This is a genomic window from Bacillus sp. RCC_6_1 (assembly GCF_041360755.1).
In the GTDB taxonomy this organism is placed as follows: Bacteria; Bacillota; Bacilli; order Bacillales; family Bacillaceae_G; genus Bacillus_A; species Bacillus_A cereus.
On record NZ_JBFUPV010000002.1, the window covers coordinates 661,022 to 687,136 of the forward strand.

Sequence of the window (26,115 nt, forward strand, 5' to 3'; positions counted from 1 at the left end):
AAAAATGGCAGAAGTAAAAGAAAAGCGCCATGAAGAGCTTGGCTTAAGTGATGAGCAAGTATTAGAAATGTTCCGTACGATGTTACTTGCACGTAAAATTGACGAACGTATGTGGTTATTAAACCGCGCTGGTAAAATTCCATTCGTAATTTCTTGTCAAGGACAAGAGGCTGCACAAGTTGGAGCGGCGTTCGCTCTTGATAGAGAGAAAGATTATGCATTACCATACTACCGTGATATGGGTGTTGTACTAGCATTTGGTATGACAGCTAAAGAGCTTATGTTGTCTGCTTTTGCGAAAGCTGGAGATCCAAACTCTGGTGGTCGTCAAATGCCTGGTCACTTCGGTCAAAAGAAAAATCGTATTGTTACAGGTTCATCTCCAGTAACAACACAAGTACCACATGCAGTTGGTATTGCACTAGCTGGAAAAATGGAGAAGAAAGATTTAGTAACGTTCGTTACATTTGGAGAAGGTTCTTCAAACCAAGGTGACTTCCATGAAGGGGCAAACTTTGCTGGTGTACACAAACTACCTGTTATTTTTATGTGTGAAAATAACAAATATGCAATCTCTATTCCAGTTGAAAAACAATTAGCATGTAAAAACGTATCAGATCGTGCGATTGGTTACGGTATGCCTGGATATACAATAGACGGAAACGATCCACTTGCAGTATATAAAGCTGTAAAAGAAGCAGCAGATCGCGGTCGTCGTGGTGAAGGACCAACTTTAATTGAAACAGTATCATATCGTTTAACAGCACATTCTAGTGACGATGATGATCGTGTTTATCGTGATAAAGAAGAAGTAGAAGAAGCAAAGAAAAAAGATTCAATTATAACATTCGCAGCTTATTTAAAAGAAGCTGGTGTGTTAACTGAGGAATCCGAAAAACAAATGTTAGACGAAATTATGCATATCGTAAATGAAGCAACAGAATATGCAGAAAATGCTCCGTATGCAGCACCTGAAGATGCATTGAAGCACGTATACGCAGAATAGGGGGGAACGTTTCATGGCTGTAATGTCTTATATTGATGCTATTACATTAGCAATGCGCGAAGAAATGGAACGCGATGAGAAAGTATTCGTTTTAGGAGAAGATGTTGGTAAAAAAGGTGGCGTGTTTAAAGCGACACACGGTTTGTATGATCAATTTGGTGAAGATCGTGCGCTTGATGCACCGCTTGCAGAATCTGCAATTGCTGGGGTAGCAATTGGTGCAGCAATGTATGGTATGCGTCCAATCGCTGAAATGCAGTTTGCTGATTTCATCATGCCAGCAGTAAACCAAATTGTTTCTGAGGCAGCAAAAATTCGTTATCGTTCTAATAATGATTGGACTTGTCCAGTTACAATCCGTGCACCATTTGGCGGGGGGGTTCACGGTGCATTGTATCATTCACAATCTGTAGAAGCGATGTTTGCAAACCAACCAGGTTTAAAAATCGTTATCCCTTCTACACCATATGATGCAAAAGGCTTATTAAAAGCAGCCATTCGTGATGAAGATCCAGTATTATTCTTCGAACATAAACGTGCATATCGTTTAATTAAAGGTGAAGTACCAGAGGATGACTACGTATTACCAATCGGAAAAGCAGATGTAAAACGTGAAGGTGATGATATTACAGTTATCACGTACGGATTATGTGTTCATTTTGCTCTTCAAGCGGCTGAAAAGTTAGCACAAGATGGCATCTCTGCACACATTCTTGATTTACGTACTGTATATCCATTAGATAAAGAAGCAATCATTGAAGCAGCTTCTAAAACAGGTAAAGTTCTTCTTGTAACAGAAGACAATAAAGAAGGAAGCATTATGAGTGAAGTGGCAGCAATTATCGCTGAAAACTGTCTATTTGATTTAGATGCGCCAATCGCACGTCTTGCAGGTCCAGACGTTCCAGCAATGCCATATGCACCAACAATGGAAAAATTCTTTATGGTAAATCCAGATAAAGTTGAAAAAGCAATGCGTGAACTTGCGGAATTTTAATCGGGGGGACTATACATGGCTGTAGAAAATATTACAATGCCTCAGCTCGGGGAGAGCGTTACAGAGGGCACAATTAGTAAATGGCTCGTTAATGTTGGCGATCACGTAAATAAGTATGATCCGCTTGCAGAAGTAATGACTGATAAAGTAAATGCTGAAGTACCATCTTCTTTCACGGGTGTTGTGAAAGAGTTAATCGCTGGTGAAGGTGATACGTTAGCTGTAGGTGAAGTAGTTTGTGTTATTCAAGTAGAAGGCGCAGATGAAGTAGCAGCAACAGCTGTTGAGGAAAAAACTAAAGAAGAATCAAAGGCAGAAGTAGCTACGTCTGAAAAAGCACCGAAAGTAAAACAACCAACTGATGGAAAACCACGTTTTTCACCAGCTGTGTTAAAGCTTGCGGGTGAGCATAACGTTGATTTAGATCTAGTAGAAGGTACGGGAGCAAACGGCCGTATCACTCGTAAAGATATTTTAAAGCTAGTGGAATCTGGAAATATCCCACAAGCAGGTGCGGCGAAGAAAGAGGAAGCTGTAGCGGCAGTAGTAGAAGCTCGCCCAGAAGCACCAAAAGCAGCACCAGTAGCGCAAAAAGTAGAAGCTGCGAAACCAGTTTCTGTACCTACAATGCCTGGAGATATCGAAATTCCAGTAACAGGTGTGCGTAAAGCAATCGCAGCAAACATGTTACGTAGTAAACACGAAGCACCACATGCTTGGATGATGATTGAAGTAGATGTGACAAACCTTGTGTCATACCGTAACTCAATTAAAGGTGACTTTAAGAAGCGTGAAGGCTTTAACTTAACGTTCTTTGCTTTCTTCGTAAAAGCAGTAGCACAAGCGTTAAAAGAGTATCCTCAAATTAATTCAATGTGGGCTGGCGATAAAATTGTTCAGAAGAAAGATATTAACCTTTCTATCGCTGTTGCAACAGAGGAAGAACTATTTGTACCAGTAATTAAGCAAGCGGACGAGAAAACAATTAAAGGTATCGCTCGTGAAATTACAGAACTTGCAGGAAAAGTACGTACGAAATCGTTAAAAGCAGACGAAATGCAAGGTGGAACATTTACAATTAATAACACAGGATCATTCGGTTCTGTTCAATCTATGGGTATTATTAATTACCCACAAGCGGCTATTTTACAAGTTGAATCAATTGTAAAACGCCCAGTAATTATGGATAACGGTATGTTCGGTGCTCGTGATATGGTTAACTTATGTTTATCACTTGATCACCGAGTACTTGATGGTTTAATTTGTGGTAAGTTCTTAGGACGTGTTAAAGAAATTTTAGAAAACATGTCAGAAAATAATACATCTGTATATTAATAAAAAGCTCGCTTATGCGAGCTTTTTATTATCTTATTTCTTCATCTACATCCTACTATATGTATAAATATCTTTCCCAGTAATCTTACAATAAACGATTATGTATTAGGAATTTACGAAAATACATTGCTGATATATGGTATATGGATATAAAATAAGAAAAGAATAATTTTTTTGGCAAATCTTACTGATGAAACTGTAGTATAATATATTGTATTGTATGAAAAAGAGAGTTATTCTATATAAGTGTTTTATAGATAATGTGTAATCAGTCGTCAAAACATGAAGAATGTTGACTCCTGGTTTTTTATTTTTGCCGTAACAATGTTTCAGGAGGATGTCATGAAAAGAAGTACCGAGTTTCTAAAAAGTTTAGATGTAAAATTAATTTTAATTTTGTGTGCACTATGTGTGACGAGTATAGCTGCTATATATAGCAGTCAGCAAACGGGACAGTATGGAGCTGCAAACTTTGCTATGAAACAAGGTGTTAACTACATAATTGGGGTTGTATTGTTACTTCTTGTTGCAAGCATCGACTTAGATCAATTGCAAAAATTATCTTGGCCGCTTTATATTGCTGGATTTGCTTCACTTATTCTTTTGAAAGTATTACCACCATCAGGTTTTACACCTGAAAAATTAGGTGCAAAAAGATGGTTTGTTTTCCCAGTATTTGGGCAAATTCAGCCGTCTGAGTTTTTCAAAATTGCATTGCTACTTGTAGTAGCGAGTATAGCAGTGAAACATAATGCACAGTATATGGCAAGGACATTCCAAACAGATTTAAAGCTAGTAGGTAAAATTATGCTAGTGTCACTTCCACCTATGGCGGTTGTATATAGTCAACCTGATACAGGTATGGTGTTCTTATATGCTGCTGCTATTGCATGTATTTTATTTATGTCAGGTATTCAAAAGAAATTGATAGCATTATGTACAGTTATTCCGTTGACCATATTATCTGCTTTAATATTTATTTTCTTTAAGTATCAAGACTTTTTCTATAATAATTTAGTTACTTTACTAAAGCCTCACCAACAGTCGCGTATTGTAGGTTGGTTAAATCCATTTGAAAATGCAGATCAAGGTTATCAAACACAGCAATCGATTTTAGCTGTAGGTAGTGGAGGAATGGAAGGTAAAGGGTTTGGGGGAGGAAGCGTCTATATTCCAGAGAAGCATACTGACTTTATTTTCGCTACAATTGCCGAAGAAGGTGGATTTATCGTAGCAGCCTTAGTTGTCTTCTTGTTCCTATTACTACTATATCGAACAATTATTATTGGTTATTCCGCTGATAATTTATTTGGTACATTATTATGCGCTGGATCAATCGGTATATTAACAGTTCAAATATTCCAAAACATCGGTATGATCGTTGGATTAATGCCTGTAAAAGGTATTGCATTACCTTTCTTATCGTATGGGGGAAGTTCCTTATTCTCAAATATGATTATGATGGGGCTCATATTATCGGTACGGAAAACGTATAAAAAATATATGTTTTCAGTTAAGTAAAAAAAGCTGGTTCGTTTTTAAACGAACCAGCTTTTTTACATATATGCTCATAAACGTTGCAAACTAAAACAGGATAGCAGTTTGAGACGGGTAAGGAGTGCAAAGTGATGCATATGCATATTTTTGAAGGAGCACGACATCTTTCTAATAGTGAATGGGTTATTCGGGCTATTATAGCATACATATTTTTAATATTAGTTGCGAAAGCGATGGGGCAAAGGTCTATCGCACAACTTCGTTTTTTAGATGTTGTATTAGTGTTATTGCTTGGTGGGAATATTTCTAACGCATTGTCTGATGAAAAAGTAGGGTTACTGGGATCGATGATTACAACGTTCATACTTGTTGTACTTCATATTATAAGCTCAGTTTTAATGCTGAAATGGGATAGATGGAGACGTTTTTTAGAGCCTGCACCTATTATTCTTATACACAATGGTTCCATTAATTTTAGCAATTTGAAAAAGGCGAGAATTACCTTGGAATATTTGTTTTCGGAACTTCGTATGCGAAATGTGAGCGATATTCAAACGATTAAATTAGCATTATGGGAAGCAAACGGTGTCGTTTCTATATTTCGGTATCCAGAATATGAAGCAGTTTCGCGGCTTGATCTTAAAGTGGCGGGAAAAAAATCTCCAGTTTCTTTTGTATTAGTAAAGGATGGGAGGATACAGAAAGATGTTCTTGCATTATTAGGAAAAACAGAAGCGTGGGCGAGAGAATTTCTAGAGGAGAGTACAGAAGTCGAATCTATTATGTTAGCTACAGTAGATGAATCACATAAAATAAATATTTTGTTAAAAAAATGAAAAATATACGCATTTTGTCGTTTCGTACATATGATACAATAGTGTGGACAACGAAAAAGGAGGCGATACGGTGGGATATGTAGAAGAATTACGAAAAATAGTTGGTCATCGCCCTTTAATTTTAGTTGGTGCTGTTGTACTCGTTATAAATGAAAATGGATATGTTTTATTGCAGCAGCGGACAGAGCCGTACGGAAAATGGGGGCTACCTGGCGGGCTAATGGAGCTTAGTGAATCACCAGAAGAAACAGCTTATCGTGAAGTATATGAAGAGACAGGAATAAAAGTGAAGAACTTGCGACTAATCAATGTATTTTCTGGAGCGAACTACTTTACAAAATTAGAAAACGGTGATGAATTTCAATCTGTAACAACCGCCTATTATACGGATGAATACGAAGGGGATTTTGTTATGAATAAAGAAGAAGCAGTTCAGCTTAAATTCTTTTCAGTAACAGAACTACCTGACTATATTGTAGGATCGCATAAAAAAATGATTGCTGAATATATGAAGATTATGGAAAAGAAGATATAATAATAGTGAAAGAAATACAAAAACACAGCTCTGGTTGGTAGTCCAGACGCATGATTTCATGTCAGTAACCTTCCCCTCCGGGATGTCCCGTATTTCTAATCTTTTAAAGGAGGGGCTGTCAATGGATTTGACAGTATATCACGATGGCCAATTTTTTGTTGGAATTATTACATGTAAAGAAAAAGGGAAATTGTATGGGGCGAGGTATATTTTTGGGGCGGAACCGTCAGATGAAGAAGTGCTTATGTTTGTGAATGGTTCACTTTTAGAGCATTTTCAGCACTTTGCAAAATGTGGTGTAGAAGTTAAAGAAAAACAGCGTCCTAAAAACATAAAGCGTATCATACGACAAGCAGCAAAAGAAACAACTATTAAACGTTTTACTAAGGCGCAAGAGGCGATTAGTTTATCTTATGAATTGCATAAACAAGAAAAGAAACTGCAGTCTAAAGAGAAGCGAGAAGCTGAAAAAGAAAGAAGACGTTTAATGAAAGTACAAAAAGCAAAGCAAAAACATCGTGGTCATTAAAGAAAAGGTGTTAGAGCAAGAGCTCTAACACCTTTTCTATACTTAAATACAAGTAAACTTACTTGTATTTCATAAACATTAACTGGTAAGATACAAATAGGTAGTTTTAGAGGAGGGAAAAGAGTGATTAATTTTAACTTTTTTATGAATGATGTTGTCCGCCAAGCGCGTGAAGAGATTGTCTCTGCTGGATATACAGAATTGACGACGCCGGAAGCGGTAGAAGAAGCGTTTAAAAGAAATGGAACAACACTTGTAATGGTAAACTCTGTATGTGGTTGTGCAGGTGGTATTGCTCGTCCTGCTGCTGCGCATTCCGTACATTATGATAAACGTCCTAACCACCTTGTAACGGTGTTTGCAGGTCAAGATAAAGAAGCAACAGCAAGAGCGCGTGAATATTTCGAAGGGTACCCACCTTCTTCTCCATCATTTGCTTTATTAAAAGATGGAAAAATTGTAACGATGGTAGAGCGTCATGAAATTGAAGGTCATGAACCGATGCAAGTTATTGCGAAACTACAATCATATTTCGAAGAGAATTGTGAAGAACTATAAAAAATAAGAGAAAAGGCGGCACGTCCACAATCAAGTGGATGTGCCGCCTTTTTTATTTATTATTAAAATTTCTGAGATATGCATAGTTATGTTGTTTTATGCATCATTTTATACATAACAAACAGCGTTTATATTGTTTCGTTATTTATTTTTACTTTATATATTGCATAAAAATAAAAGTGCTGATACAATACAAACATCGAATAAATATTCTATTAAACTTTTAAATATACATTATTAGGGGGAAGAAAGATGAAGAAGTTAGTATCAATATCGTTTGCACTTATTTTAATTGTAAGTATATTCAGCGCTTGTAGTAATGAGGAATCGAAAGAAACAAAAGGAAATAAAAAAGTACTCGTAATGGGAACTTCAGCAGATTATAAACCTTATGAATATGTAGATGCGTCAAAGAGCGATGAAATTATTGGCTTTGATGTTGATGTTGCTAAATATATCGGAAAAGAACTTGGGTATGAAGTGAAAGTGAAAGATATGGATTTTGGTGGTTTATTAGCATCTCTTAGTTCAGGAAAAGTTGATTTCGTAATGGCAGGTATGACGCCAACTGCAGAGCGTAAAAATAATGTTGATTTTACAGATATTTATTTTGTTGCGAAAAATATGGTCGTTTCTAAAAAGGATTCTAACATTAAATCTGTAGAGGATTTAAAAGGGAAAAAAGTAGGGGTACAAACAGGGTCTATTCAAGAAGAGAAAGCTTCAGAATTTAAAAAACAAGTAGATTTCCAAGTTGAGGGACGTGACCGTATACCAGAAATCGTACAAGAAATTAAAGCTGGTCGTTTTGAAGCTGCAATTATAGAAGATACAGTTGCTAAAAATTATTTAGAGAAAATGAAAGATTTACAAGGAATTGAAATTAAAGAAGCACCAGAAGAAGTTGGAGCAGCAATTGCCCTTCCGAAAAACAGTGATAAAACAGCTGAATTTAATAAAGTAATTAAAAAAATGCAAGAAAATGGAGAAATGGATAAATTAGTGAAGAAATGGTTTGGCAGCGGAAAATAAGCTGCCTTTCACTTTTCTGTGAGGGGAATGAAAAGAATGAACTTAGATTTTTCGGCGATTACGCCTTCGATACCATATATACTAAAAGGTTTAGAAGTTACTTTGAAAATTGTAGCAGTATCAGCTTTAGCAGGATTTATTTTAGGAACGCTATTAGCACTTTGTAAAATTGCTAGAATACGAGCATTAAATATAGCAGCAGATTTTTATACATCAATTTTTCGTGGTACACCCCTTGTATTGCAATTAATGATTATTTATTTCGGCGTCCCACAAATAATTGGTTATGAAATACCAGCATTCTTAGCTGCTGTACTTGCATTTAGCTTGAATTCAGGTGCATACATGTCAGAAGTAATTCGTGCTGGTATTCAAGCGGTTGATAAAGGACAAACAGAAGCAGCAATGGCTTTAGGGATACCGTACGGAAAAATGATGAGAAATATTATTTTCCCTCAAGCATTAAAAAATATATTACCAGCGCTTGTGAACGAATTTGCGACACTTACGAAAGAATCGGCTGTAGTAACAGTAATAGGCGCGACTGATTTAATGCGTCGTGCTTACATTGTAGGCGGTGAGACATTTAAATATCTTGAACCATTACTTTTTGTTGGACTGATTTATTATATGTTAGTCATTATTCTTACATTAGTCGGGAAGGCAATTGAAGGGAGAATGAAGAAAAGTGATTAAAATTGAAAACCTTCATAAATCATTTGGTAAAAACGAAGTATTAAAAGGAATTACAACAACAATTGAAAAAGGGGAAGTAGTCGCAATTATAGGGCCTTCTGGATCAGGAAAATCAACATTTTTACGTTGTATGAATATGTTAGAAGCACCAACGGATGGTCACATTTGGATTGGGACGGAAGAAGTAACGAATCCGAAAACGAATGTTATGCATGTTCGTGAAAATGTCGGTATGGTATTTCAACATTTTCACTTATTTCCTCATATGACTGTATTAGAAAATATTACGTATGCTCCTATCAATGTAAAAGGGGTAACGAAGCAAGAAGCTGAAAAGAAAGCTGAGAAACTTTTAGAAAAGGTTGGATTAGTAGATAAAAAAGATACGTATCCAAATCGTCTTTCGGGAGGACAAAAGCAACGTGTAGCAATTGCAAGAGCGTTAGCGATGGAACCGGAAGTTATGTTATTTGATGAACCGACATCGGCGCTAGATCCAGAGATGGTGAAAGAAGTGTTAGAAGTTATGAAATCGTTAGTTACGACAGGAATGACGATGGCTATCGTTACACATGAAATGGGCTTTGCAAAAGAAGTGGCAGATCGTGTTCTTTTCTTGGACGGAGGAAAGCTTGTAGAAGATAGTGCGCCAGAAGAATTTTTTGCAGCGCCGAAAAGTGAACGTGCGCAACAATTTTTACAAAAAATATTGTAATATGAAAAGGTTATGTGAATAATAAGTAGAAAAGGATGACATTGTGTCATCCTTTTTTTATACTAGCTGTAAATACGTTTATACATATAGGAGTAATGATATGTTTAAAATTGGATATCGTACAGTAAAAACAGCAATAGGGACAGGTGCGGCAGTTTTTATTGCTCAGTTATTAGGGTTAGAATTTTATAGTTCAGCAGGCATTTTAGTTATTTTATGTGTACAAAATACGAAGCGCAAATCACTTCAAGTGTCGTTACATCGTTTTCTAGCGTGTGTATTATCAATGGCATTCGCGTTTTGTATTTTTGAAACGATTGGCTATACACCACTTGCAATTAGCATATTGTTACTTACATTTATTCCGACTGCAGTAATGCTTAAAATTCAAGAAGGTATTGTCACGAGTTCAGTTATTGTTATGCATCTATATTCATTGAAGCAAATTACATGGCTTATAGTTGGAAATGAAATTGCTATATTAACGATAGGGATTAGCGTGGCGTTATTAGTAAATATGTATATGCCGAGTAGTGAAAATAAGCTAAAAGAGTATCAGGATAAAATAGAGAATAATTTTAAAACGATTTTGTTTGAAATGGTTGTGTATTTACGAAATCGAGAAAGTAGTTGGAGTGGAGCAGAACTCATTGAAACCGAGAATATGTTAAATGAAGCAAGAGATTTATCGTTTAAAAAACTTGAGAATGCATTTATGCGAGAAGATGATTATTACTATCGTTATTTTAATATGCGTATGCAACAATTCGAAATTTTAGAGCGAATGATACCACTAGCAGCTTCTTTATCGTGGACATATGAACAAGCTGACATGATTGCAGATGTTGTTGAAAACATTGGTAATGCTATTAGCCCTGAAAGTACTGGCGTTATTTCCTTAAGGCAGCTTCAAGAAATGAGGGAATTATTTAGAGACATGCCATTGCCAGCTACACGCGAAGAATTTGAGATACGTGCGAAACTTGTTCAACTTGTGTATGAAATGGAACAATATTTACTCATTAAAAGTCGCTTTAAGGGAAAGGATAATATAAAAGAACTTATATAGAAGGTAGGAATTATCTATGCCGTATCTTCTCTCTATCATATTATGTCTTTCTTTATCACCGATTTGGCCTCTTGGGGATAATCCACGTGCCGGAGATCCTTTTATTATTGTAAATAAAGCAACGAATAAATTAGCTTACATTGACGATGGAAAGATTCAAAAGGTTTTTCCAGTAGCGACAGGGAAAACGAATGAATTAACTCCAGAAGGAACTTTTGATGTTGTAATGAAAGCAAAGGATCCGTATTACATTGCGAAGGATATTCCAGGTGGATCGCCAAAAAATCCACTTGGGTCAAGGTGGATTGGATTTAATGCAAGAGGAACTGATGGAAGTAAATATGGAATACATGGAACAAACCAACCGAGTTCAATTGGAAAGTATATTTCACAAGGGTGTATAAGAATGAAGAAAAACGATGTGGAATATTTGTTTGATCGCATTCCAATTGGAACGAAAGTATGGATTGTGAAATCGAAAAAATCATTTCAGCAATTGGCAAAAGAAAAAGGAGCCGTTGCATATGAAAAAGCCAACGAAAAGGTTGGCTTTTTCTATTATAATAAGTTGTCTTGACATGTGTACATAACCGTGCGTTAATGAGAGTATAGAAAGATAAAATTAGATAAAGGGGTTGCTCATATGTACTTGAATCCAAAACTTTCGTATATGCAGTTTTTTATGGGATTTCTATTTGTTATTACATTCATATTGGCAACTTTTAATATATGTTCTTATCTTGTAGCGATTGTATGTATGGCATTACTTAATCTCACTTTTGTTATTGGGGCATTTCAGCAGAAACAATATACAAGTTTTGTAATAGCGCTTGTAATGTCATTTTCCTTTAGTATTGTAGCGGTTGTGTTTTATATAAAATAAACCATCTCGATGTCGAGATGGTTTATTTTGTTATGTGTAAAAAGTAAAAAAAGGACGAACACATCGCCCTTTTTACCAAAACATACTCGCGCCAGCAAGTAATGTTGTTACAAGCATAGAAATTAGCATCACATAAACCATAACTTTTTGAGCTTTTTTATGCATCGTTATACCTCCTTGCAAATCAGTACAATTTCATTGTAACGAGAAATGAAATTATGGACAAGGGGAGAGTGAGGACAAAATTCGGGAGGGGATTGCAAAATATAACAGGAAATTTGAGAGTGTGTAGAGAATATAGTAAAAGGGTATATTGTTAATTTTTAGTTGGGCAAGCTGAAGAATGGAGATACGATGATGAAAATATACGAAACAGATCGTTTATACTTAAGGGAAATTGATGAGTCGTATGCTGAAACAGTTCTTCAATATTACGACAGAAATCGTGAATTTTTAAAAGCTTGGGAAGAGTATAGACCGGATGATTTTTTTACGCTAGATTATCAAAAGAAAAAGTTGCAAAAGGATAGAAAAGAGTTCGAAGAAGGGAAAATCATCAGACTATGGATTTTTAAAAAGGGTGATGATACGAAAATAATTGGGTGTATTTCATTTAATTTAATCGTTCGTGGCATTTATCAATCTTGTGTACTCAGTTATAAATTAGATAAAGCAGAGTTAAACAAAGGGTATACGACAGAAGCGCTTAGAAAAGCAATTCAAGTTGCTTTTGGGGAATTTCAGTTACATCGTATAGAAGCTCCGATTATGCCTCGTAATTTAGCATCTATACAAGTAGTAACGAAGATAGGTTTTCAATATGAAGGCGTATCTAGGAAGATGTTAATGGTAAATGGCGTGTGGGAAGATCATATGCGCTGGGTATTGTTAAATGAGTAATAGAAAGCAGATGGTTATCTAGACATGTAAACCATCTGTTTTTTGTCTTGTATTTCGAAACTTTTGCGAAATTCTGTTATAATTAATAGTGTTACATACATAATGGTAGTGCAGGAGGCGCAGTCTTATGATTAATCAAGAACGTTTAGTAAATGAATTTATGGAATTAGTACAAGTAGATTCTGAAACGAAATTTGAAGCAGAAATTTGCAAAGTATTAACGAAGAAATTTACAGATTTAGGTGTAGAAGTATTTGAAGATGACACAATGGCTGTAACTGGTCATGGTGCAGGTAACTTAATTTGTACTTTACCAGCAACAAAAGATGGTGTTGATACAATTTACTTTACTTCTCATATGGATACAGTAGTTCCTGGTAATGGAATTAAGCCTTCTATTAAAGATGGATATATCGTATCAGATGGTACAACAATTTTAGGTGCGGATGATAAAGCTGGATTAGCATCAATGTTCGAAGCAATCCGTGTTTTAAAAGAGAAAAATATCCCTCATGGTAAAATTGAATTTATTATTACAGTCGGAGAAGAATCAGGTCTTGTTGGTGCAAAAGCATTAGACCGTGAGCGTATTACAGCGAAATATGGCTACGCATTAGATAGCGATGGAAAAGTTGGTGAAATCGTTGTTGCAGCTCCAACACAAGCGAAAGTGAACGCAATTATTCGCGGGAAAACAGCTCACGCTGGTGTAGCGCCGGAGAAAGGTGTATCTGCAATTACTATCGCAGCGAAAGCAATTGCGAAGATGCCACTTGGTCGCATTGACTCTGAAACGACTGCAAATATTGGACGTTTTGAAGGTGGTACACAAACGAATATCGTTTGCGATCATGTACAAATCTTTGCAGAAGCTCGTTCTTTAATCAATGAGAAAATGGAAGCACAAGTTGCGAAAATGAAAGAAGCATTTGAAACAACTGCAAAAGAAATGGGCGGGCATGCAGACGTTGAAGTAAACGTTATGTACCCAGGATTTAAATTTGCTGATGGTGATCATGTTGTAGAAGTTGCAAAACGTGCAGCTGAAAAAATTGGTCGTACACCTTCTCTTCACCAAAGTGGTGGCGGAAGTGATGCAAACGTAATTGCAGGACATGGTATCCCAACAGTTAACTTAGCAGTTGGTTATGAAGAAATTCATACAACAAACGAGAAGATTCCTGTTGAAGAATTAGCAAAAACAGCAGAATTAGTTGTTGCAATTATTGAAGAAGTAGCGAAGTAATGGAATAGAAAAAGCGTGTAAATCAATTGTGATTTACACGCTTTTTATTTTGATTCGATTGCTTTGACAAGACGTATAAGCCAATATAAGAAAACCTATGGAAGTATATACGTTGTTGCTACATGTACTAGACGAAGGAATAATCCTAACGTATTCATATTGAAAATCGGAAGTAGTAAATAATTAATTGCAATGATTAATATAACTACAAGGAATGTATAATTGAGTTTATCCCGCTATTTGCCGGACAGTAAGCCCCCCCACCTCAAAATTCAGCGAAAGTAAAGAATTTAGGTGAGGGCTGATTAAAGTTTCACTTTATTAGTTGATCTCATCATAATCAGACCCTTTCACATATATATCCTCTTTATATCGATTATAAAAAAGAACAAGTAATTATTATAACTATTGTGCAAAATTTGATATAATGAAAGAACGAACGTTCTGATTAGGGAGTGAGTACTATGCGAGAAATGTATCCGAAAAATGGTCGTGTTATTTTACATGTAGATATGAATTGCTTTTTCGCATCTGTTGAAATTGCTCATGATCCATCATTACAAGGAAAGCCATTAGCGGTTGCTGGAAATGAAAAAGAGAGAAAAGGAATTATTATAACATGTAGTTATGAGGCGAGAGAATACGGAATACGTACGACGATGCCCCTTTGGGAAGCGAAAAGGTTATGCCCGCAATTAGTTGTAAGGCGTCCTAATTTCACATTATATCGCGAAGCTTCATTTCAAATGTTTCAAGTCCTTTCCCGTTTTACAGAAAAGATACAACCAGTCTCAATAGATGAAGGATATTTAGATATTACAGATTGCTACGCACTTGGTTCGCCTCTTGAAATAGCAAAGATGATTCAACAAGCACTATTAACAGAGTTGCAGCTTCCGTGTAGTATCGGAATTGCTCCAAATCTTTTCCTAGCAAAAACAGCTTCTGATATGAAAAAACCTCTCGGTATTACCGTACTTCGAAAACGTGATATTCCAGAAATGATTTGGCCACTTCCAGTTGAAGCAATGCATGGGATTGGAGAAAAAACAGCTGAAAAATTAAATGAAATTCATATACATACAATTGAACAGTTAGCGAAGGGAGACGAGCATATCATTCGCGCTAAAATTGGGAAGCACGGTATTGATTTGCAAAAGCGTGCAAAAGGTACGGATGATAGGGAAGTGGATCCGAGTCAAATGGGCCAACATAAAAGTGTCGGTAACTCGATGACTTTTTCAAAGGATATGGATGAAGAGAAAGAATTGCTTGATATGTTAGAACGTTTATCAAAATCAGTGAGTAAAAGATTACAAAAGCGAACCCTTGTCAGCTATAATATTCAAATTATGATTAAATACCATGATAGGCGAACAGTAACACGGAGTAAGCAATTGAAAAATGCAATTTGGGAAGAACGCGATATTTTTCAAGCAGCATCCCGTTTATGGAAGCAACATTGGGATGGTGATTCCGTTCGTTTACTAGGTGTTACAGCTACTGAAATAGAGTGGAAGACAGAATCGGTGAAACAATTAGATTTGTTTTCATTTGAAGAGGATGCGAAAAAAGAGCCACTACTTGCTGTCATTGATCAAATTAATGATAAGTATGGAACACCGATTTTACAACGAGGTAGTCAACTACTACGTAAGCAAGAGAAGTCGTTTCAACAAAAGTTAGAAAATAAGTTTATGTAGAAGGTGTCATGAAGTAGTAAAATCATGACACCTTTCCTATTTAACTCGCTTCTAAATTTAAAGAAGTCTTCCATCCAGCTCCAGTAACGCCAGACTCTAATAGCATTCTACTTACTATTTTTTCAATTAAGATAGCCGCATTTGTCTTGCAATGTAATGTAGCCTGTATACAAACTTTTTGATTAGAATCTACATCTTCACTATACAATTCTTTTAAACGGAGCCCTTCTGTACTTACCATATGCATAAGTAAAAAACGAATATGTGCTTCATGTTCTTCTGAACAAGTAAGGGAAAGTAAGTAGTTCGTTTGTTCTGGTGATTCTTCTTTTGATTTTTTATTCATAAAAAGAGCAATTGGGCGAAGAAGTATATTTGCTAGTAACACGCCGGCTGCACCTAATATAGCTGCAACGAGGAAACCGGCGCCTGTAAGAGTACCGACAGCAGCTGCACACCATAAAGTAGCTGCCGTATTTAGCCCTCTAATACTAAAACCATCGCGGATAATAACGCCACCCCCTAAAAAGCCAATGCCACTAACGACTTGAGCAGCAATGCGGGATGGGCTAGCATCATGATCAAGCATGACGGATAATAAAACAAATATACAGGCACCAAGTGATACGAGAGCATTTGTCCGTAACCCAGCCATTCGGTGTCTCCATTGTCTTTCCATTCCAATGCAAGCTCCTACAATAATTGCGATAACTAATCTGAATACAATGTCGTACCATACCATCATGGTCACCTCCATATATAAATATGTGTTATGTTTTTTAGAATGAGCGGGGAATACCCACTCATTCTTATTTTTACAACCAGCTATGAAACTTTTTAATATAAAGCTTTTTTAGGAACTGTGTTAAAAAAGCGTAGCCTAATAGTATTCCTACTAACCAAGGGAAGTAGTTAAGTGGCAATGCTTGCAAACCAACGGCTGCACCAAGTGGTGAGAATGGAATATAAATCCCGATTGCCATAATAAGAGCGGTTAATAAAACGACTGGTGTTGATGCAGTGCTTTGAATAAATGGAATCTTTTGTGTTCTTATCATGTGAACAATTAAAGTTTGTGTTAACAATCCAACGACAAACCAACCGGACTGGAATAATGATTGCTCGCTCGGTGTATTTGCACCAAATACATTCCACATGACTACGTATGTGATAATATCAAATACGGAACTAATTGGGCCGATACAAATAATGAAGCTTCGTAAGTTTGCAGTATCCCATTTTCGTGGTTTTTCTAGAAACTCTTTATCCATTTTGTCCCATGGAATAGAAAGTTGTGAAATATCATAAAGTAAGTTTTGAATTAAAAGATGAATGGCAAGCATCGGTAAAAAAGGAATGAAAGCACTTGCTACTAACACGCTAAACACATTACCGAAGTTAGAGCTAGCTGTCATCTTAATATATTTTAAAATATTTCCGAATGTAGTACGTCCTTCTAAAATACCTGCTTCTAATATAGTTAAACTTTTTTCGAGTAGAATAATATCGGAAGCTTCTTTCGCAATATCAGTAGCAGTATTAACAGATATTCCGACATCAGCTTCACGTAATGCTACAGCATCGTTAATGCCGTCTCCCATGTAACCTACAGTGTGTCCATTTCCTTGTAATGCGTGTATAATACGAGATTTTTGCATTGGATTAAGCTTCGCAAATACAGTCGTTTCTTCAGCAAGTTTTGCTAATGCTTTATCTGGTAAAGAATCAATCTCGTAACCGAGGATTGGTTCGCCGATATCTAATCCAACTTCTTTACAAACCTTTCTTGTAACAATTTCGTTATCGCCAGTTAAAATTTTCACTTGTACACCATGTTTTTGTAATGCTTGAATTGCAGCTGCTGCAGATGGTTTCGGTGGATCTAAAAAGCCGATATATCCACTGAGAATCATATCAGTTTCGTCTTTTACTGCGTACTCTGTATCATTTATTCTTCTATCTTTTTTATAAGCCACAGCAATAACCCGCATACCTTCACTATTTAGTGTCTCACTTAGTTTTTTGACATTTGAACGTATTTCCTCGGTGAGTGAAACGATTTTTTCATCCACTTCAGTGTAGTTACAAATTGATAAAATTTCTTCTACGGCACCTTTACAAACCATTGTATGTTCACCTGAAATATCCTTTACGATAACTGACATACGCCGGCGGGCGAAATCGAATGGAATTTCATCTAGCTTTTGAAAAGCTGATGGATTAAATTTATTGTTTTCCTCTGTATGCTTAATAACAGCTTTATCTATTAAATTTTTCAATCCAGTTTGATAGAAACTATTTAAATAGGCAAATTGCAAGACGCGATTGCATTCATTTCCCTTGGGATCTAAGTGACGAACAAGGACCACTTTATCTTCTGTTAAAGTTCCGGTTTTATCTGTACAAAGAATGTTCATAGCACCTAAGTTTTGAATAGAATTTAGCTGTTTTACAATTACTTTTTGTTTAGACATGTTAACGGCACCTTTAGCTAAATTAGCAGTTACAATCATTGGTAACATTTCAGGTGTAAGGCCAACAGCAACGGCAATAGCGAAGAAGAAAGCTTCTTGCCAATCTCCTTTTGTGAATCCATTAATGAGAAGGACAATAGGTGCCATAATAAGCATGAATGTAATTAAGAGCCAGCTTACTTTGTTTACACCTTTATCAAAGCTTGTTTCTACACGCTTTCCAATTACCTTATTTGCTAAAGAGCCGAAATACGTATCGGTACTTGTTGAGATGACAACAGCTTTTGCGCTGCCACTTACAATATTTGTTCCCATGAAGCAAAGGTTTTCCATATCGAGTGGATTGTAATTTTTTTTCATGTTTTTCGGTAAGATATGCTTATTTTCTGTATGGTAGCAGTGTTCGTATTTTTCTACAGGAAGTGCTTCCCCTGTCAAAGAAGATTGATTAACAAATAAATCTTTAGCGGATACAACACGCACATCAGCTGGAACGATATCACCAGCTGAAAGGGAAATAATATCGCCAGGTACAAGTTCCTCAATTGGAATTTCTGTTGTGTAATTTCGGTTTAAATTCTTTACATTTTTTGTTTCATGTACAAATCCATTTATTCTAAATACGCTCGCAGTTGTTCGAACCATAGCTTTTAACTTATCGGCAGCTTTTTGAGAACGAAATTCTTGGGAAAACCGAATCGTTGCACTAAGTAGGACCATTACAGATACGACAATCGTTCCTTGCATATCATCTGTGAAAAAGGAGAGTGCTCCAAGAGCTAATAAAACGAAAATAAATGGATTTTTAAATGCCAATAGAAATTGAATGTACCACGGCGCCATTTTATTATGAGCTATTTCATTCGGACCATATAAAGAAAGTCTACGAGACGCTTCTTGTTTAGATAATCCATCTTGTGTTGTTTCTAAAAGTTTTAACGCAGAGCTTACATCTTGTGTTGCAACCTCCACTAATAATTCGTTATTTGTTTTCATGCTATCTTGCTCATAAGCATGCTTTGTTTCTTGTCTTTGTAAATTAAACATCGGTAGTTCCTCCTCTGTCATGAAGGAGGAAACAATCTGTTACCTAACTATTTGAAATGGTGAGGAACAGTTTCTTTCCTACCTACATGATGAAATATGAATGTAAAACGTATGGGTATCTGGGCCGAATCATCAATTGCCAACTGTTCCTCACCTCCGTACAATTTAGTAGTTTCTGAATATGCTATGTTTGTTTCATAGTAAGGTGCATATAGACGTAAAAAGACCTTTACTCAAAACGAGTAAAGGTCTGAATTCGCAGTTAAAAGAGTCCACAACAAAGACTGTTAGTAGACATAAATAAAAACAGTTTTTGTGTATGACAAAATACATGCACCTCTCCCTCGTTGAGTTTTAGCACTGTATAGCATAGGTACTGAAACCAGCTACGTTAAAAAAGGCCTTCATTCCGACCTTTCCTGTTGACCCATTGGCGTCTCTCGACATTTTTGGGCAGCAGCGTTTCTCTATACAGGAGCCTCACCTAACAGAGACCATATTCAATTACATGTTGATGTTAGCACTGTAAAATCGTAGTGTCAATATCTTTTTTATCTGTGTTTTTAAAATATTAAATGGATTTATAATAGATATATGGGATGAAATGCATGATATTGATTATAAATAATATGGAAAATAAATATTTTTATAAAAGGGGAATTTGTAATGGTACCACAAAATTTTATTATAAATATTGAGAATCAAAAATGGTTGTTTAATGAGCAGGAAGATTTATGTTCTCATGGAGAAATATATTTAAATATGGCTGGAACGATTATTACGCAGGCAGGTATGGATGAGGAATGGGGAATAAGTGAATCAGCTTTAGCTTTGTTACGAACTTTAGATAAAGAATATATTTGTGATATTGAAAATGAAGAGGGGCTTATTTTGCACGGATGTGGCACTATGCTAATGTTAGGATGCCCAATTTCAATTCATTGGACTATAAACCATATAGGTAAAAACGTGATTTTAAAGGACTTTGTCAAAGTTATTTCTACTGATCAAAAGGCTATATACTATGAAGGGCTTCATATAGAATTGAATGAAAATGAATATAGAAGACAAATTGTTTCTTTTGCATTACAAGCAAAAGAATTATTTAATAAATCAAGTGACAAGATAATTTTAGATGAGTTTGATCAAAGGATGTATACAAACTTTTGGACGGAATATGACGATTTACTAAATAAGTATAAATAAAAAAGCACTGTAACCAGTGCTTTTTTATTTATAGATTACGAGATTGTAGGGTTTTCAAAAATAACAATCTCTGAACTGTTTGTAGTTGAAACACGTTGGGCGTAATATGTTAAAGCTGAAGAAATATATGCTGGTAACGTATCATTTGTATGTGATGTTGTATATTCATGGATTAATTCCTTTAAAGTTGTCCATTCTAATTGTGCTGGGTGATCAGACACGAAAGAACTTACCCAGCGATCAAATGAAGATGAAAAATCAGTTTGTAAACGAAATACTTCTTTCATAATAAAACGCTCCCTTAAAATGTAGTATAATCATTTTACCATAAAACACGAACTATAGCTAAATTTTTTAAGTGTAATGTTCGTGTTATATAGTTGTCTAGATGATTGGTTATGTAAATTCAATTTGCCATTTGAAATAACATTCCGTAAGATGAGAGATAGAGTATATTTAGAGCTGGAGGAAAGAAAGTGGAATTTGTATTTTTAGGAACTGGTGCAGGTGTTCCTTCAAAAGGAAGGAACGTTTCAGCAATTGCTTTACAATTGTTAGAAGAACGAGGACAAACTTGGTTATTTGATTGTGGCGAGGCCACGCAACATCAAATATTACATACATCTGTACGTCCGCGCCGCATTGAAAAAATATTTATTACGCATTTACATGGCGATCATATTTTTGGATTGCCTGGTTTATTAGGTAGCCGTTCATTTCAAGGAGGAACTACGCCTTTAACGGTGTATGGACCGAAAGGAATTAAACAATTTATTGAAGTGGCATTATCGGTAAGTACGACACATGTGAAATATCCACTTGAAGTTGTGGAGATAACAGAAGAAGGTACCGTATTTGAAGATAATGAATTTTATGTAGAAACGAAAAGATTGTCACACGGTATAGAATGTTTTGGATATCGTATTGTAGAGAAAGATATACAAGGTGCTCTTTTAGTTGATAAGTTACTTGAGATGGGTGTGAAACCAGGTCCAATCTTTAAACGTTTAAAAGATGGTGAAGCAGTTGAATTAGAGGATGGCACGATATTAAATGGAAATGAGTTTATCGGCCCACCTCAAAAAGGAAGAATTATTACTATCTTAGGTGATACGCGATATTGCGAAGCGAGTAGGGAGCTTGCGCAAGATGCAGATGTACTTGTCCATGAAGCGACTTTCGCAGCAGAAGATGAGCAACAAGCGTATGATTATTTTCATTCTACATCTAAGCAAGCTGCGAGCATTGCACTTCAGGCAAATGCGAAGCGACTAATATTAACTCACATTAGTTCTCGCTATCAAGGAGATACATATAAGGAATTATTGAAAGAGGCTAGAGAGTTGTTTTCTAATACAGAAATAGCGACGGATTTGAAATCATTCCCAGTAGAAAAATGATAATTTTATAAAAAATGGTAACGGCGGGTTACCATTTTTTTTTGTCTAAAAAAATTTAAAAATAAAACTGTTATTATTTTATACTTATACTTGGATGATACAGAAAATTAGGATGGTTTGAATATATAGGATAAAAATACGAAATAATGATTATTTAGAAAAACTGTTATATAAGTCAGATGACATACAAGTGATACAAATAGCAGAAATGGACTTTTATTCAGAACTTTTAAAATTCAACAAAAGTAAGCGTTTTATAAAAAACAAGCTATAATGAGGGCAGATTATAATTTATGATAAGTCACATGTATTTTAGTCATTATCGTAACAAGTGAAGTTGACTAAATCATGAGAGAGTAACATGAGAATTATAATAGGAAAGATATTACTATTATTTGTCATAAGTCTTTTTCACTTTTTAGCTAAACGATATGATTAGCGAGTGTATCTATTGCAAGTTCCTTAGTTGAAGCTTTTTATTAATAAGGTGGTGGAGATTTAATTGGTATACCACTCTTTAAAAGAGTTCAGAACATCAGCAGGTAGTCTAGGTGGAATAGCGGGTGCAAATTTAGTTGCATTAGCAATGGTTATATCACTTGTTTATGCTATGCTTGCAATGGCTTCTGTGTTAAACTTTGGATTGCTACCAGACTTTATTGTGGATTATCTTGTATCATTTTTAAATGAAAATAATGCTAAGATTCTTATGTATTATGATAACTGGTATTATTTCAGGTTATATTGGATTACTTTTATTCAAAAACTATCCAATTCGTATAGCAGAACAAATTCGTGGTACAACTGGAAAAGCGACAGATGTAGCAGCTTAATAGAATAGTAGAATAAATTTTTTTCATAGAGGTTTAGGGGGAGTTATGATGAAGTATCGCTCAGTATTTGATATTATCGGTCCAGTTATGATTGGACCATCAAGTTCACATACAGCAGGCGCGGCAAGAATGGGGCAAGTTGCTCGCCAGCTGTTTCGTCATGAACCAGAAAGAGTAAGCATTTCGTTATATGGATCATTTGCAAAGACGTATCGAGGGCATGGTACGGATGTAGCACTAATCGGTGGAATATTAGGATTTGAAACAGATGACTTACGTATTCCAGAGGCGCTAGAAATAGCAAAAGAGCGCGAAATTGAAGTGGAATTCATTGAAGAAGATGCCAATGCACCTCATCCAAATACAGCGAGAATTCGTTTGTATAAAGGTGAAGATGAAATTGAAGTTGTTGCTTGCTCAATTGGTGGCGGTAAAATTGAAGTTGTAGAATTAAACGGATTCGATCTTCAATTATCAGGCACGAGCCCAGCACTACTTATTGTAAATAACGATCGCTTTGGTGCTATTGCAGCGGTAGCTTCAATCCTTGCGAAACATGAGATTAACATTAGTACGATGAGTGTATCTCGTAAAGAAAAAGGAAGAAGAGCGCTTATGGTCATCGAAACAGATGAATTATTAGCAGATGAAGTAATTGAAGAAATAAAAGCGCAACAAAATATTTGTCAAGTAACTATTATGGAATAATTGCAGGGGGGACACACCATGTTTCGGAACGCAGCGGAACTAGTGGCGCAAGCTAAAGAACAAAATGTAAAAATCGCAGAAATTATGATTCAATGTGAAATGGAAACAAGAAGTATTTCACGTGAAGAAGTAATTGCTGGTATGGAAAAGAACTTAGTAGTGATGGAGCAAGCAGTAGAACGTGGTATTCGCGGCGTGAAATCACCAACTGGTTTAACTGGTGGAGATGCTGTAAAAGTTCAAGCGTATATGAAGAGTGGAAAAGGCTTATCTGGAGATACGATTTTGGATGCAGTAAGCAAAGCTGTTGCAACAAATGAAGTAAACGCAGCGATGGGAATTATTTGTGCAACACCAACAGCAGGGTCTGCTGGAACAGTGCCAGGTGTACTATTTGCACTAAGAGAAAAATTGCAGCCTACACGTGAAGAAATGATTGAATTCTTATTTACAGCAGGAGCTTTCGGTATGGTTGTTGCGAATAACGCTTGTATTTCTGGTGCGGCAGGAGGATGCCAAGCTGAAGTTGGTTCAGCAAGTGGAATGGCGGCTGCAGCTGCAGTTGAGATGGCTGGTGGAACACAAGATCAAGCAGCTACAGCGATGGCAATTTCATTAAAGAACATGCTTGGTTTAGTGTGTGATCCTGTTGCAGGACTTGTAGAAGTACCTTGTGTAAAACGTAATGCAGCAGGAGCTGCAAATGCGATGATCTCAGCAGATTTAGCATTAGCTGGTGTAACGAGTACAATTCCATGTGATGAAGTAATTGAGGCAATGTTTAGAATCGGACAAACGATGCCAGTAGCACTTCGTGAAACAGCAGAAGGTGGACTTGCAGCAACGCCGACTGGTCGTCGCCTGCAAGAAGAGATTTTTGGGAAGAACAATAACTAAGTGTAATTATAGAAAAAGGAGCTCAAATAAACTTGAGCTCCTTTTTCTATTTTTCTTTTGTTAGTTGTTCTAATGTTTTTCCAAGATTATGTGATCGTTTCGTTGCCTGTGTAATACAAGAAACAAGTGCTTGTTGAAATTTATGTTCTTGTAATACTTCAATACCTGCCTCAGTAGTTCCACCAGGAGAAGTAATTTCCTTTCGCAAAATAGAAGGGTGTTTGTCACTTGCTTTTAACATTTCAGCAGCACCAATCATCGTTTGAAGAATAAGTGATTTTGCAATATCTTCTTTTAAACCAATTTTTGTTGCAGCTTCTTCCATAGCTTCCACTACGTAATAAATATAAGCAGGTCCACTTCCGGATAATGCAGTGACAGCATGCATATCTTCTTCCTCTACAACAGAGACGAGACCAATCGTTTCAAATAAAGATGTTGCAGTGTGAATATGTTCCGCTGTTGCATGTTTTGAAGGGGAGATAGCGGTAGCTGATTTTAAAATGGCTGCGGATGTATTTGGCATTGCACGAATAATTGGAACGTCTTTTTGAAGTAGTTTTCTAATTGAGTGAGTAGAAACACCTGCTAGTAATGAAATAATAAGCACGTTATTATTTATGTATTCTTTAAAAGGGGTAAGCGCCTCTGCAACATCCTTTGGTTTCATTGCTAGAAAAAGAATATTTGCATCAGTAAGTAATTCTTTTTTATTATGAGTACCTTTGACACCGTATTTTTTATGTAGCTCTTGTAATCTTGTCTCGTTAGAACGATTACTTACAGTAATTTGTTCACCTTTAACGACATTTGCATGTAACAAGCCACCAATAATAGCTTCGGCAATAGAGCCTGCACCGAGAAAGGAAATGTTTTGAATAGACATGATGTTCCTCCTTTAATTTTGGTTAGAAATTCTTATAAATGTACATACATTCGTTTTTTTATAGGAAACACCTCTTTTTATCTGAAAATAATGACAAATATATATAGAAGTTGTAAACTGAAGAAGTATTCATTTTTGAACCGGAAAGAGACAGGGGGGCTAAGCATGACGGCGATTCACCGAATGGAGATTCCTGTACCATTTGCAGTGGAAACTGTGAATGTGTTTTTAGTTGAGGGGGAGACATTAACATTAATTGATACAGGGACGAATACAGAAGAGGCAAGGAATGCGTTAGAAAGTCAATTAGGTGCATTAGGACATACGATAGAAGATATTGAAACAGTAGTCATTACGCATCATCATGCAGATCATTGTGGACTTTTAAATATATTTTCTGAGAAGACGAATATTATTGGACATCCTTGGAATGAGCCTTGGATCACACAAAATCCAGAATTTTTAAAGCGGTATCATGAATTTTTTAGAGAGACGGCCTTACAGTTTGGTGTGCCAGCGGCATTTTTGAAAGACGAGTCGTTATTGACGACGAGGACACTTAAATATTCTTGTAATAGATCGTTAACGCATACTGTGAGAGAAGGAGATCGTATTGATTCTTTGCCTGGATTTATAGTACTTGAAACACCAGGTCATGCTTCTACTCATATTTCTTTATATAGAGAATCTGATGGAATATTAATTGGTGGAGATGCTCTCATCAGTCATATTTCTTCGAATCCAATACTAGAACCACCATATGAAGGGCAAACAGAACGGGCACGCCCATTACTACAATATAATCAAACATTACAGCGTTTAAGCGAAATGAATATTTCACGCATTTTATCAGGGCATGGGGAAGATGTTCTAAATGTGAAACAACTTATTGAAACGAGATTACAAAAGCAAGAAACACGTGCTTTTAAAGTGCTTGAGTTATTAAAGGAAAAACCAATGACAGCATTTGAAGTATGTGTAAAACTATTTCCGGTATTATATAAAGAACAATTACCACTTACTATTTCAGAAACGGTTGGACAATTGGACTATTTAGCATATAATCAACAAGTGATGATTGATGAATCATCGCAACAATTGATTTATTATGCAAAGTAGGTGACAGC

28 protein-coding genes and 1 riboswitch are annotated in these 26,115 nt (G+C 36.0%); of the genes, 23 read left to right on the plus strand and 5 right to left on the minus strand.

The features are described 5' to 3' along the window. The first annotated feature begins 4 nt into the window (after positions 1-4). From bfmBAA to AB6801_RS09655, 14 genes are all read left to right on the plus strand, one after another. Positions 5-1,006: a 3-methyl-2-oxobutanoate dehydrogenase subunit alpha gene (gene bfmBAA, locus AB6801_RS09590; protein ID WP_000852551.1), complete on the plus strand. Its 1,002-nt coding sequence runs from the start codon at positions 5-7 to the stop codon at positions 1,004-1,006. Between the two features lie 13 nt (positions 1,007-1,019). After that, positions 1,020-2,003 carry a 3-methyl-2-oxobutanoate dehydrogenase subunit beta gene (gene bfmBAB / locus AB6801_RS09595; RefSeq protein WP_000290071.1) on the plus strand — a complete coding sequence of 328 codons (984 nt, stop codon included), beginning with the start codon at positions 1,020-1,022 and terminating at the stop codon, positions 2,001-2,003. Between the two features lie 15 nt (positions 2,004-2,018). Beyond that, positions 2,019-3,338 (plus strand): dihydrolipoamide acetyltransferase family protein, encoded by a 1,320-nt coding sequence (locus AB6801_RS09600; RefSeq protein ID WP_000257681.1) that lies wholly within the window; start codon positions 2,019-2,021, stop codon positions 3,336-3,338. Positions 3,339-3,680: 342 nt separating this feature from the next. After that, entirely contained in the window at positions 3,681-4,859 is a 1,179-nt protein-coding gene (locus AB6801_RS09605) for an FtsW/RodA/SpoVE family cell cycle protein (protein ID WP_000831181.1), read from the plus strand. A gap of 107 nt (positions 4,860-4,966) precedes the next feature. Further along, positions 4,967-5,671 (plus strand): DUF421 domain-containing protein, encoded by a 705-nt coding sequence (locus AB6801_RS09610; RefSeq protein WP_000550964.1) that lies wholly within the window; start codon positions 4,967-4,969, stop codon positions 5,669-5,671. A gap of 70 nt (positions 5,672-5,741) precedes the next feature. Further along, a complete protein-coding gene (locus AB6801_RS09615) occupies positions 5,742-6,206 on the plus strand; it encodes an NUDIX hydrolase (protein ID WP_000542555.1) in 465 nt (154 codons plus the stop codon). A 121-nt stretch (positions 6,207-6,327) separates the two neighbouring features. Beyond that, positions 6,328-6,735, plus strand: a complete 408-nt coding sequence (locus tag AB6801_RS09620) for a YjdF family protein (protein ID WP_000366585.1) — start codon at positions 6,328-6,330, stop codon at positions 6,733-6,735. Positions 6,736-6,879: 144 nt separating this feature from the next. Continuing rightward, on the plus strand, positions 6,880-7,293 hold the full coding sequence (locus tag AB6801_RS09625) for a BrxA/BrxB family bacilliredoxin (protein WP_001979317.1): 414 nt from the start codon (positions 6,880-6,882) through the stop codon (positions 7,291-7,293). A gap of 252 nt (positions 7,294-7,545) precedes the next feature. Next, positions 7,546-8,325, plus strand: coding sequence for a transporter substrate-binding domain-containing protein (locus AB6801_RS09630; protein WP_098340816.1), 780 nt, complete (start codon positions 7,546-7,548; stop codon positions 8,323-8,325). 36 nt (positions 8,326-8,361) lie between these two features. Continuing rightward, positions 8,362-9,021 (plus strand): amino acid ABC transporter permease, encoded by a 660-nt coding sequence (locus AB6801_RS09635; RefSeq protein ID WP_001046915.1) that lies wholly within the window; start codon positions 8,362-8,364, stop codon positions 9,019-9,021. After that, positions 9,014-9,736, plus strand: a complete 723-nt coding sequence (locus AB6801_RS09640) for an amino acid ABC transporter ATP-binding protein (RefSeq protein WP_000590202.1) — start codon at positions 9,014-9,016, stop codon at positions 9,734-9,736. Before AB6801_RS09635 ends, AB6801_RS09640 begins: the two co-directional genes overlap by 8 nt. Positions 9,737-9,836: 100 nt before the next feature. After that, on the plus strand, positions 9,837-10,805 hold the full coding sequence (locus AB6801_RS09645; protein ID WP_000472665.1) for an aromatic acid exporter family protein: 969 nt from the start codon (positions 9,837-9,839) through the stop codon (positions 10,803-10,805). Positions 10,806-10,821: 16 nt separating this feature from the next. Beyond that, positions 10,822-11,382, plus strand: coding sequence for a L,D-transpeptidase (locus AB6801_RS09650; RefSeq protein ID WP_001146566.1), 561 nt, complete (start codon positions 10,822-10,824; stop codon positions 11,380-11,382). Between the two features lie 66 nt (positions 11,383-11,448). After that, entirely contained in the window at positions 11,449-11,688 is a 240-nt protein-coding gene (locus AB6801_RS09655; RefSeq protein ID WP_000281169.1) for a DUF3894 domain-containing protein, read from the plus strand. A 72-nt stretch (positions 11,689-11,760) separates the two neighbouring features. Here AB6801_RS09655 and prli42 read toward each other — a convergent pair whose 3' ends face one another. Beyond that, positions 11,761-11,853: a stressosome-associated protein Prli42 gene (prli42, locus tag AB6801_RS09660; protein WP_000549040.1), complete on the minus strand. Its 93-nt coding sequence runs from the start codon at positions 11,851-11,853 to the stop codon at positions 11,761-11,763. A 189-nt stretch (positions 11,854-12,042) separates the two neighbouring features. Here prli42 and AB6801_RS09665 point away from each other — a divergent pair, with 189 nt between their 5' ends. The 3 genes from AB6801_RS09665 (at position 12,043) to AB6801_RS09675 (ending at position 15,537) form a co-directional block, all read left to right on the plus strand. Beyond that, entirely contained in the window at positions 12,043-12,588 is a 546-nt protein-coding gene (locus AB6801_RS09665) for a GNAT family N-acetyltransferase (RefSeq protein WP_001987197.1), read from the plus strand. 127 nt (positions 12,589-12,715) lie between these two features. Continuing rightward, entirely contained in the window at positions 12,716-13,834 is a 1,119-nt protein-coding gene (locus tag AB6801_RS09670; RefSeq protein WP_000609803.1) for a tripeptidase T, read from the plus strand. 464 nt (positions 13,835-14,298) lie between these two features. Continuing rightward, complete coding sequence (locus AB6801_RS09675; RefSeq protein ID WP_001208856.1) at positions 14,299-15,537, plus strand: DNA polymerase IV; 1,239 nt, start codon at positions 14,299-14,301, stop codon at positions 15,535-15,537. A gap of 40 nt (positions 15,538-15,577) precedes the next feature. Here AB6801_RS09675 and AB6801_RS09680 read toward each other — a convergent pair whose 3' ends face one another. Then, positions 15,578-16,279, minus strand: a complete 702-nt coding sequence (locus tag AB6801_RS09680; RefSeq protein WP_000262341.1) for an MgtC/SapB family protein — start codon at positions 16,277-16,279, stop codon at positions 15,578-15,580. A 73-nt stretch (positions 16,280-16,352) separates the two neighbouring features. Continuing rightward, positions 16,353-19,058 (minus strand): magnesium-translocating P-type ATPase, encoded by a 2,706-nt coding sequence (gene mgtA / locus AB6801_RS09685; protein ID WP_141524844.1) that lies wholly within the window; start codon positions 19,056-19,058, stop codon positions 16,353-16,355. A 331-nt stretch (positions 19,059-19,389) separates the two neighbouring features. After that, a riboswitch (M-box (ykoK) riboswitch) is annotated at positions 19,390-19,557 on the minus strand. Positions 19,558-19,724: 167 nt separating this feature from the next. On the opposite strand from mgtA, the gene AB6801_RS09690 reads away from it, so the two are divergent. After that, entirely contained in the window at positions 19,725-20,264 is a 540-nt protein-coding gene (locus AB6801_RS09690; protein WP_000249056.1) for a hypothetical protein, read from the plus strand. Positions 20,265-20,299: 35 nt separating this feature from the next. Here the strand turns inward: AB6801_RS09690 and AB6801_RS09695 are convergent, their stop codons facing one another. Next, complete coding sequence (locus tag AB6801_RS09695) at positions 20,300-20,551, minus strand: DUF3932 family protein (RefSeq protein WP_000665709.1); 252 nt, start codon at positions 20,549-20,551, stop codon at positions 20,300-20,302. A 189-nt stretch (positions 20,552-20,740) separates the two neighbouring features. On the opposite strand from AB6801_RS09695, the gene rnz reads away from it, so the two are divergent. From rnz to sdaAA, 4 genes are all read left to right on the plus strand, one after another. After that, positions 20,741-21,664 (plus strand): ribonuclease Z, encoded by a 924-nt coding sequence (rnz, locus tag AB6801_RS09700; protein WP_000397453.1) that lies wholly within the window; start codon positions 20,741-20,743, stop codon positions 21,662-21,664. Between the two features lie 556 nt (positions 21,665-22,220). Continuing rightward, positions 22,221-22,505, plus strand: coding sequence for a hypothetical protein (locus AB6801_RS09705; RefSeq protein ID WP_048567782.1), 285 nt, complete (start codon positions 22,221-22,223; stop codon positions 22,503-22,505). A 40-nt stretch (positions 22,506-22,545) separates the two neighbouring features. Then, positions 22,546-23,205, plus strand: coding sequence for an L-serine ammonia-lyase, iron-sulfur-dependent subunit beta (gene sdaAB, locus AB6801_RS09710; protein WP_000877445.1), 660 nt, complete (start codon positions 22,546-22,548; stop codon positions 23,203-23,205). A gap of 18 nt (positions 23,206-23,223) precedes the next feature. Continuing rightward, positions 23,224-24,102: an L-serine ammonia-lyase, iron-sulfur-dependent, subunit alpha gene (sdaAA, locus tag AB6801_RS09715; RefSeq protein WP_000489461.1), complete on the plus strand. Its 879-nt coding sequence runs from the start codon at positions 23,224-23,226 to the stop codon at positions 24,100-24,102. A gap of 46 nt (positions 24,103-24,148) precedes the next feature. Here sdaAA and proI read toward each other — a convergent pair whose 3' ends face one another. Beyond that, positions 24,149-24,988, minus strand: coding sequence for a pyrroline-5-carboxylate reductase ProI (gene proI, locus AB6801_RS09720; protein ID WP_000027252.1), 840 nt, complete (start codon positions 24,986-24,988; stop codon positions 24,149-24,151). A 165-nt stretch (positions 24,989-25,153) separates the two neighbouring features. Between proI and AB6801_RS09725 the strand changes: the two genes are divergently transcribed. After that, entirely contained in the window at positions 25,154-26,107 is a 954-nt protein-coding gene (locus AB6801_RS09725) for an MBL fold metallo-hydrolase (protein ID WP_000125118.1), read from the plus strand. Positions 26,108-26,115: the final 8 nt, after the last annotated feature.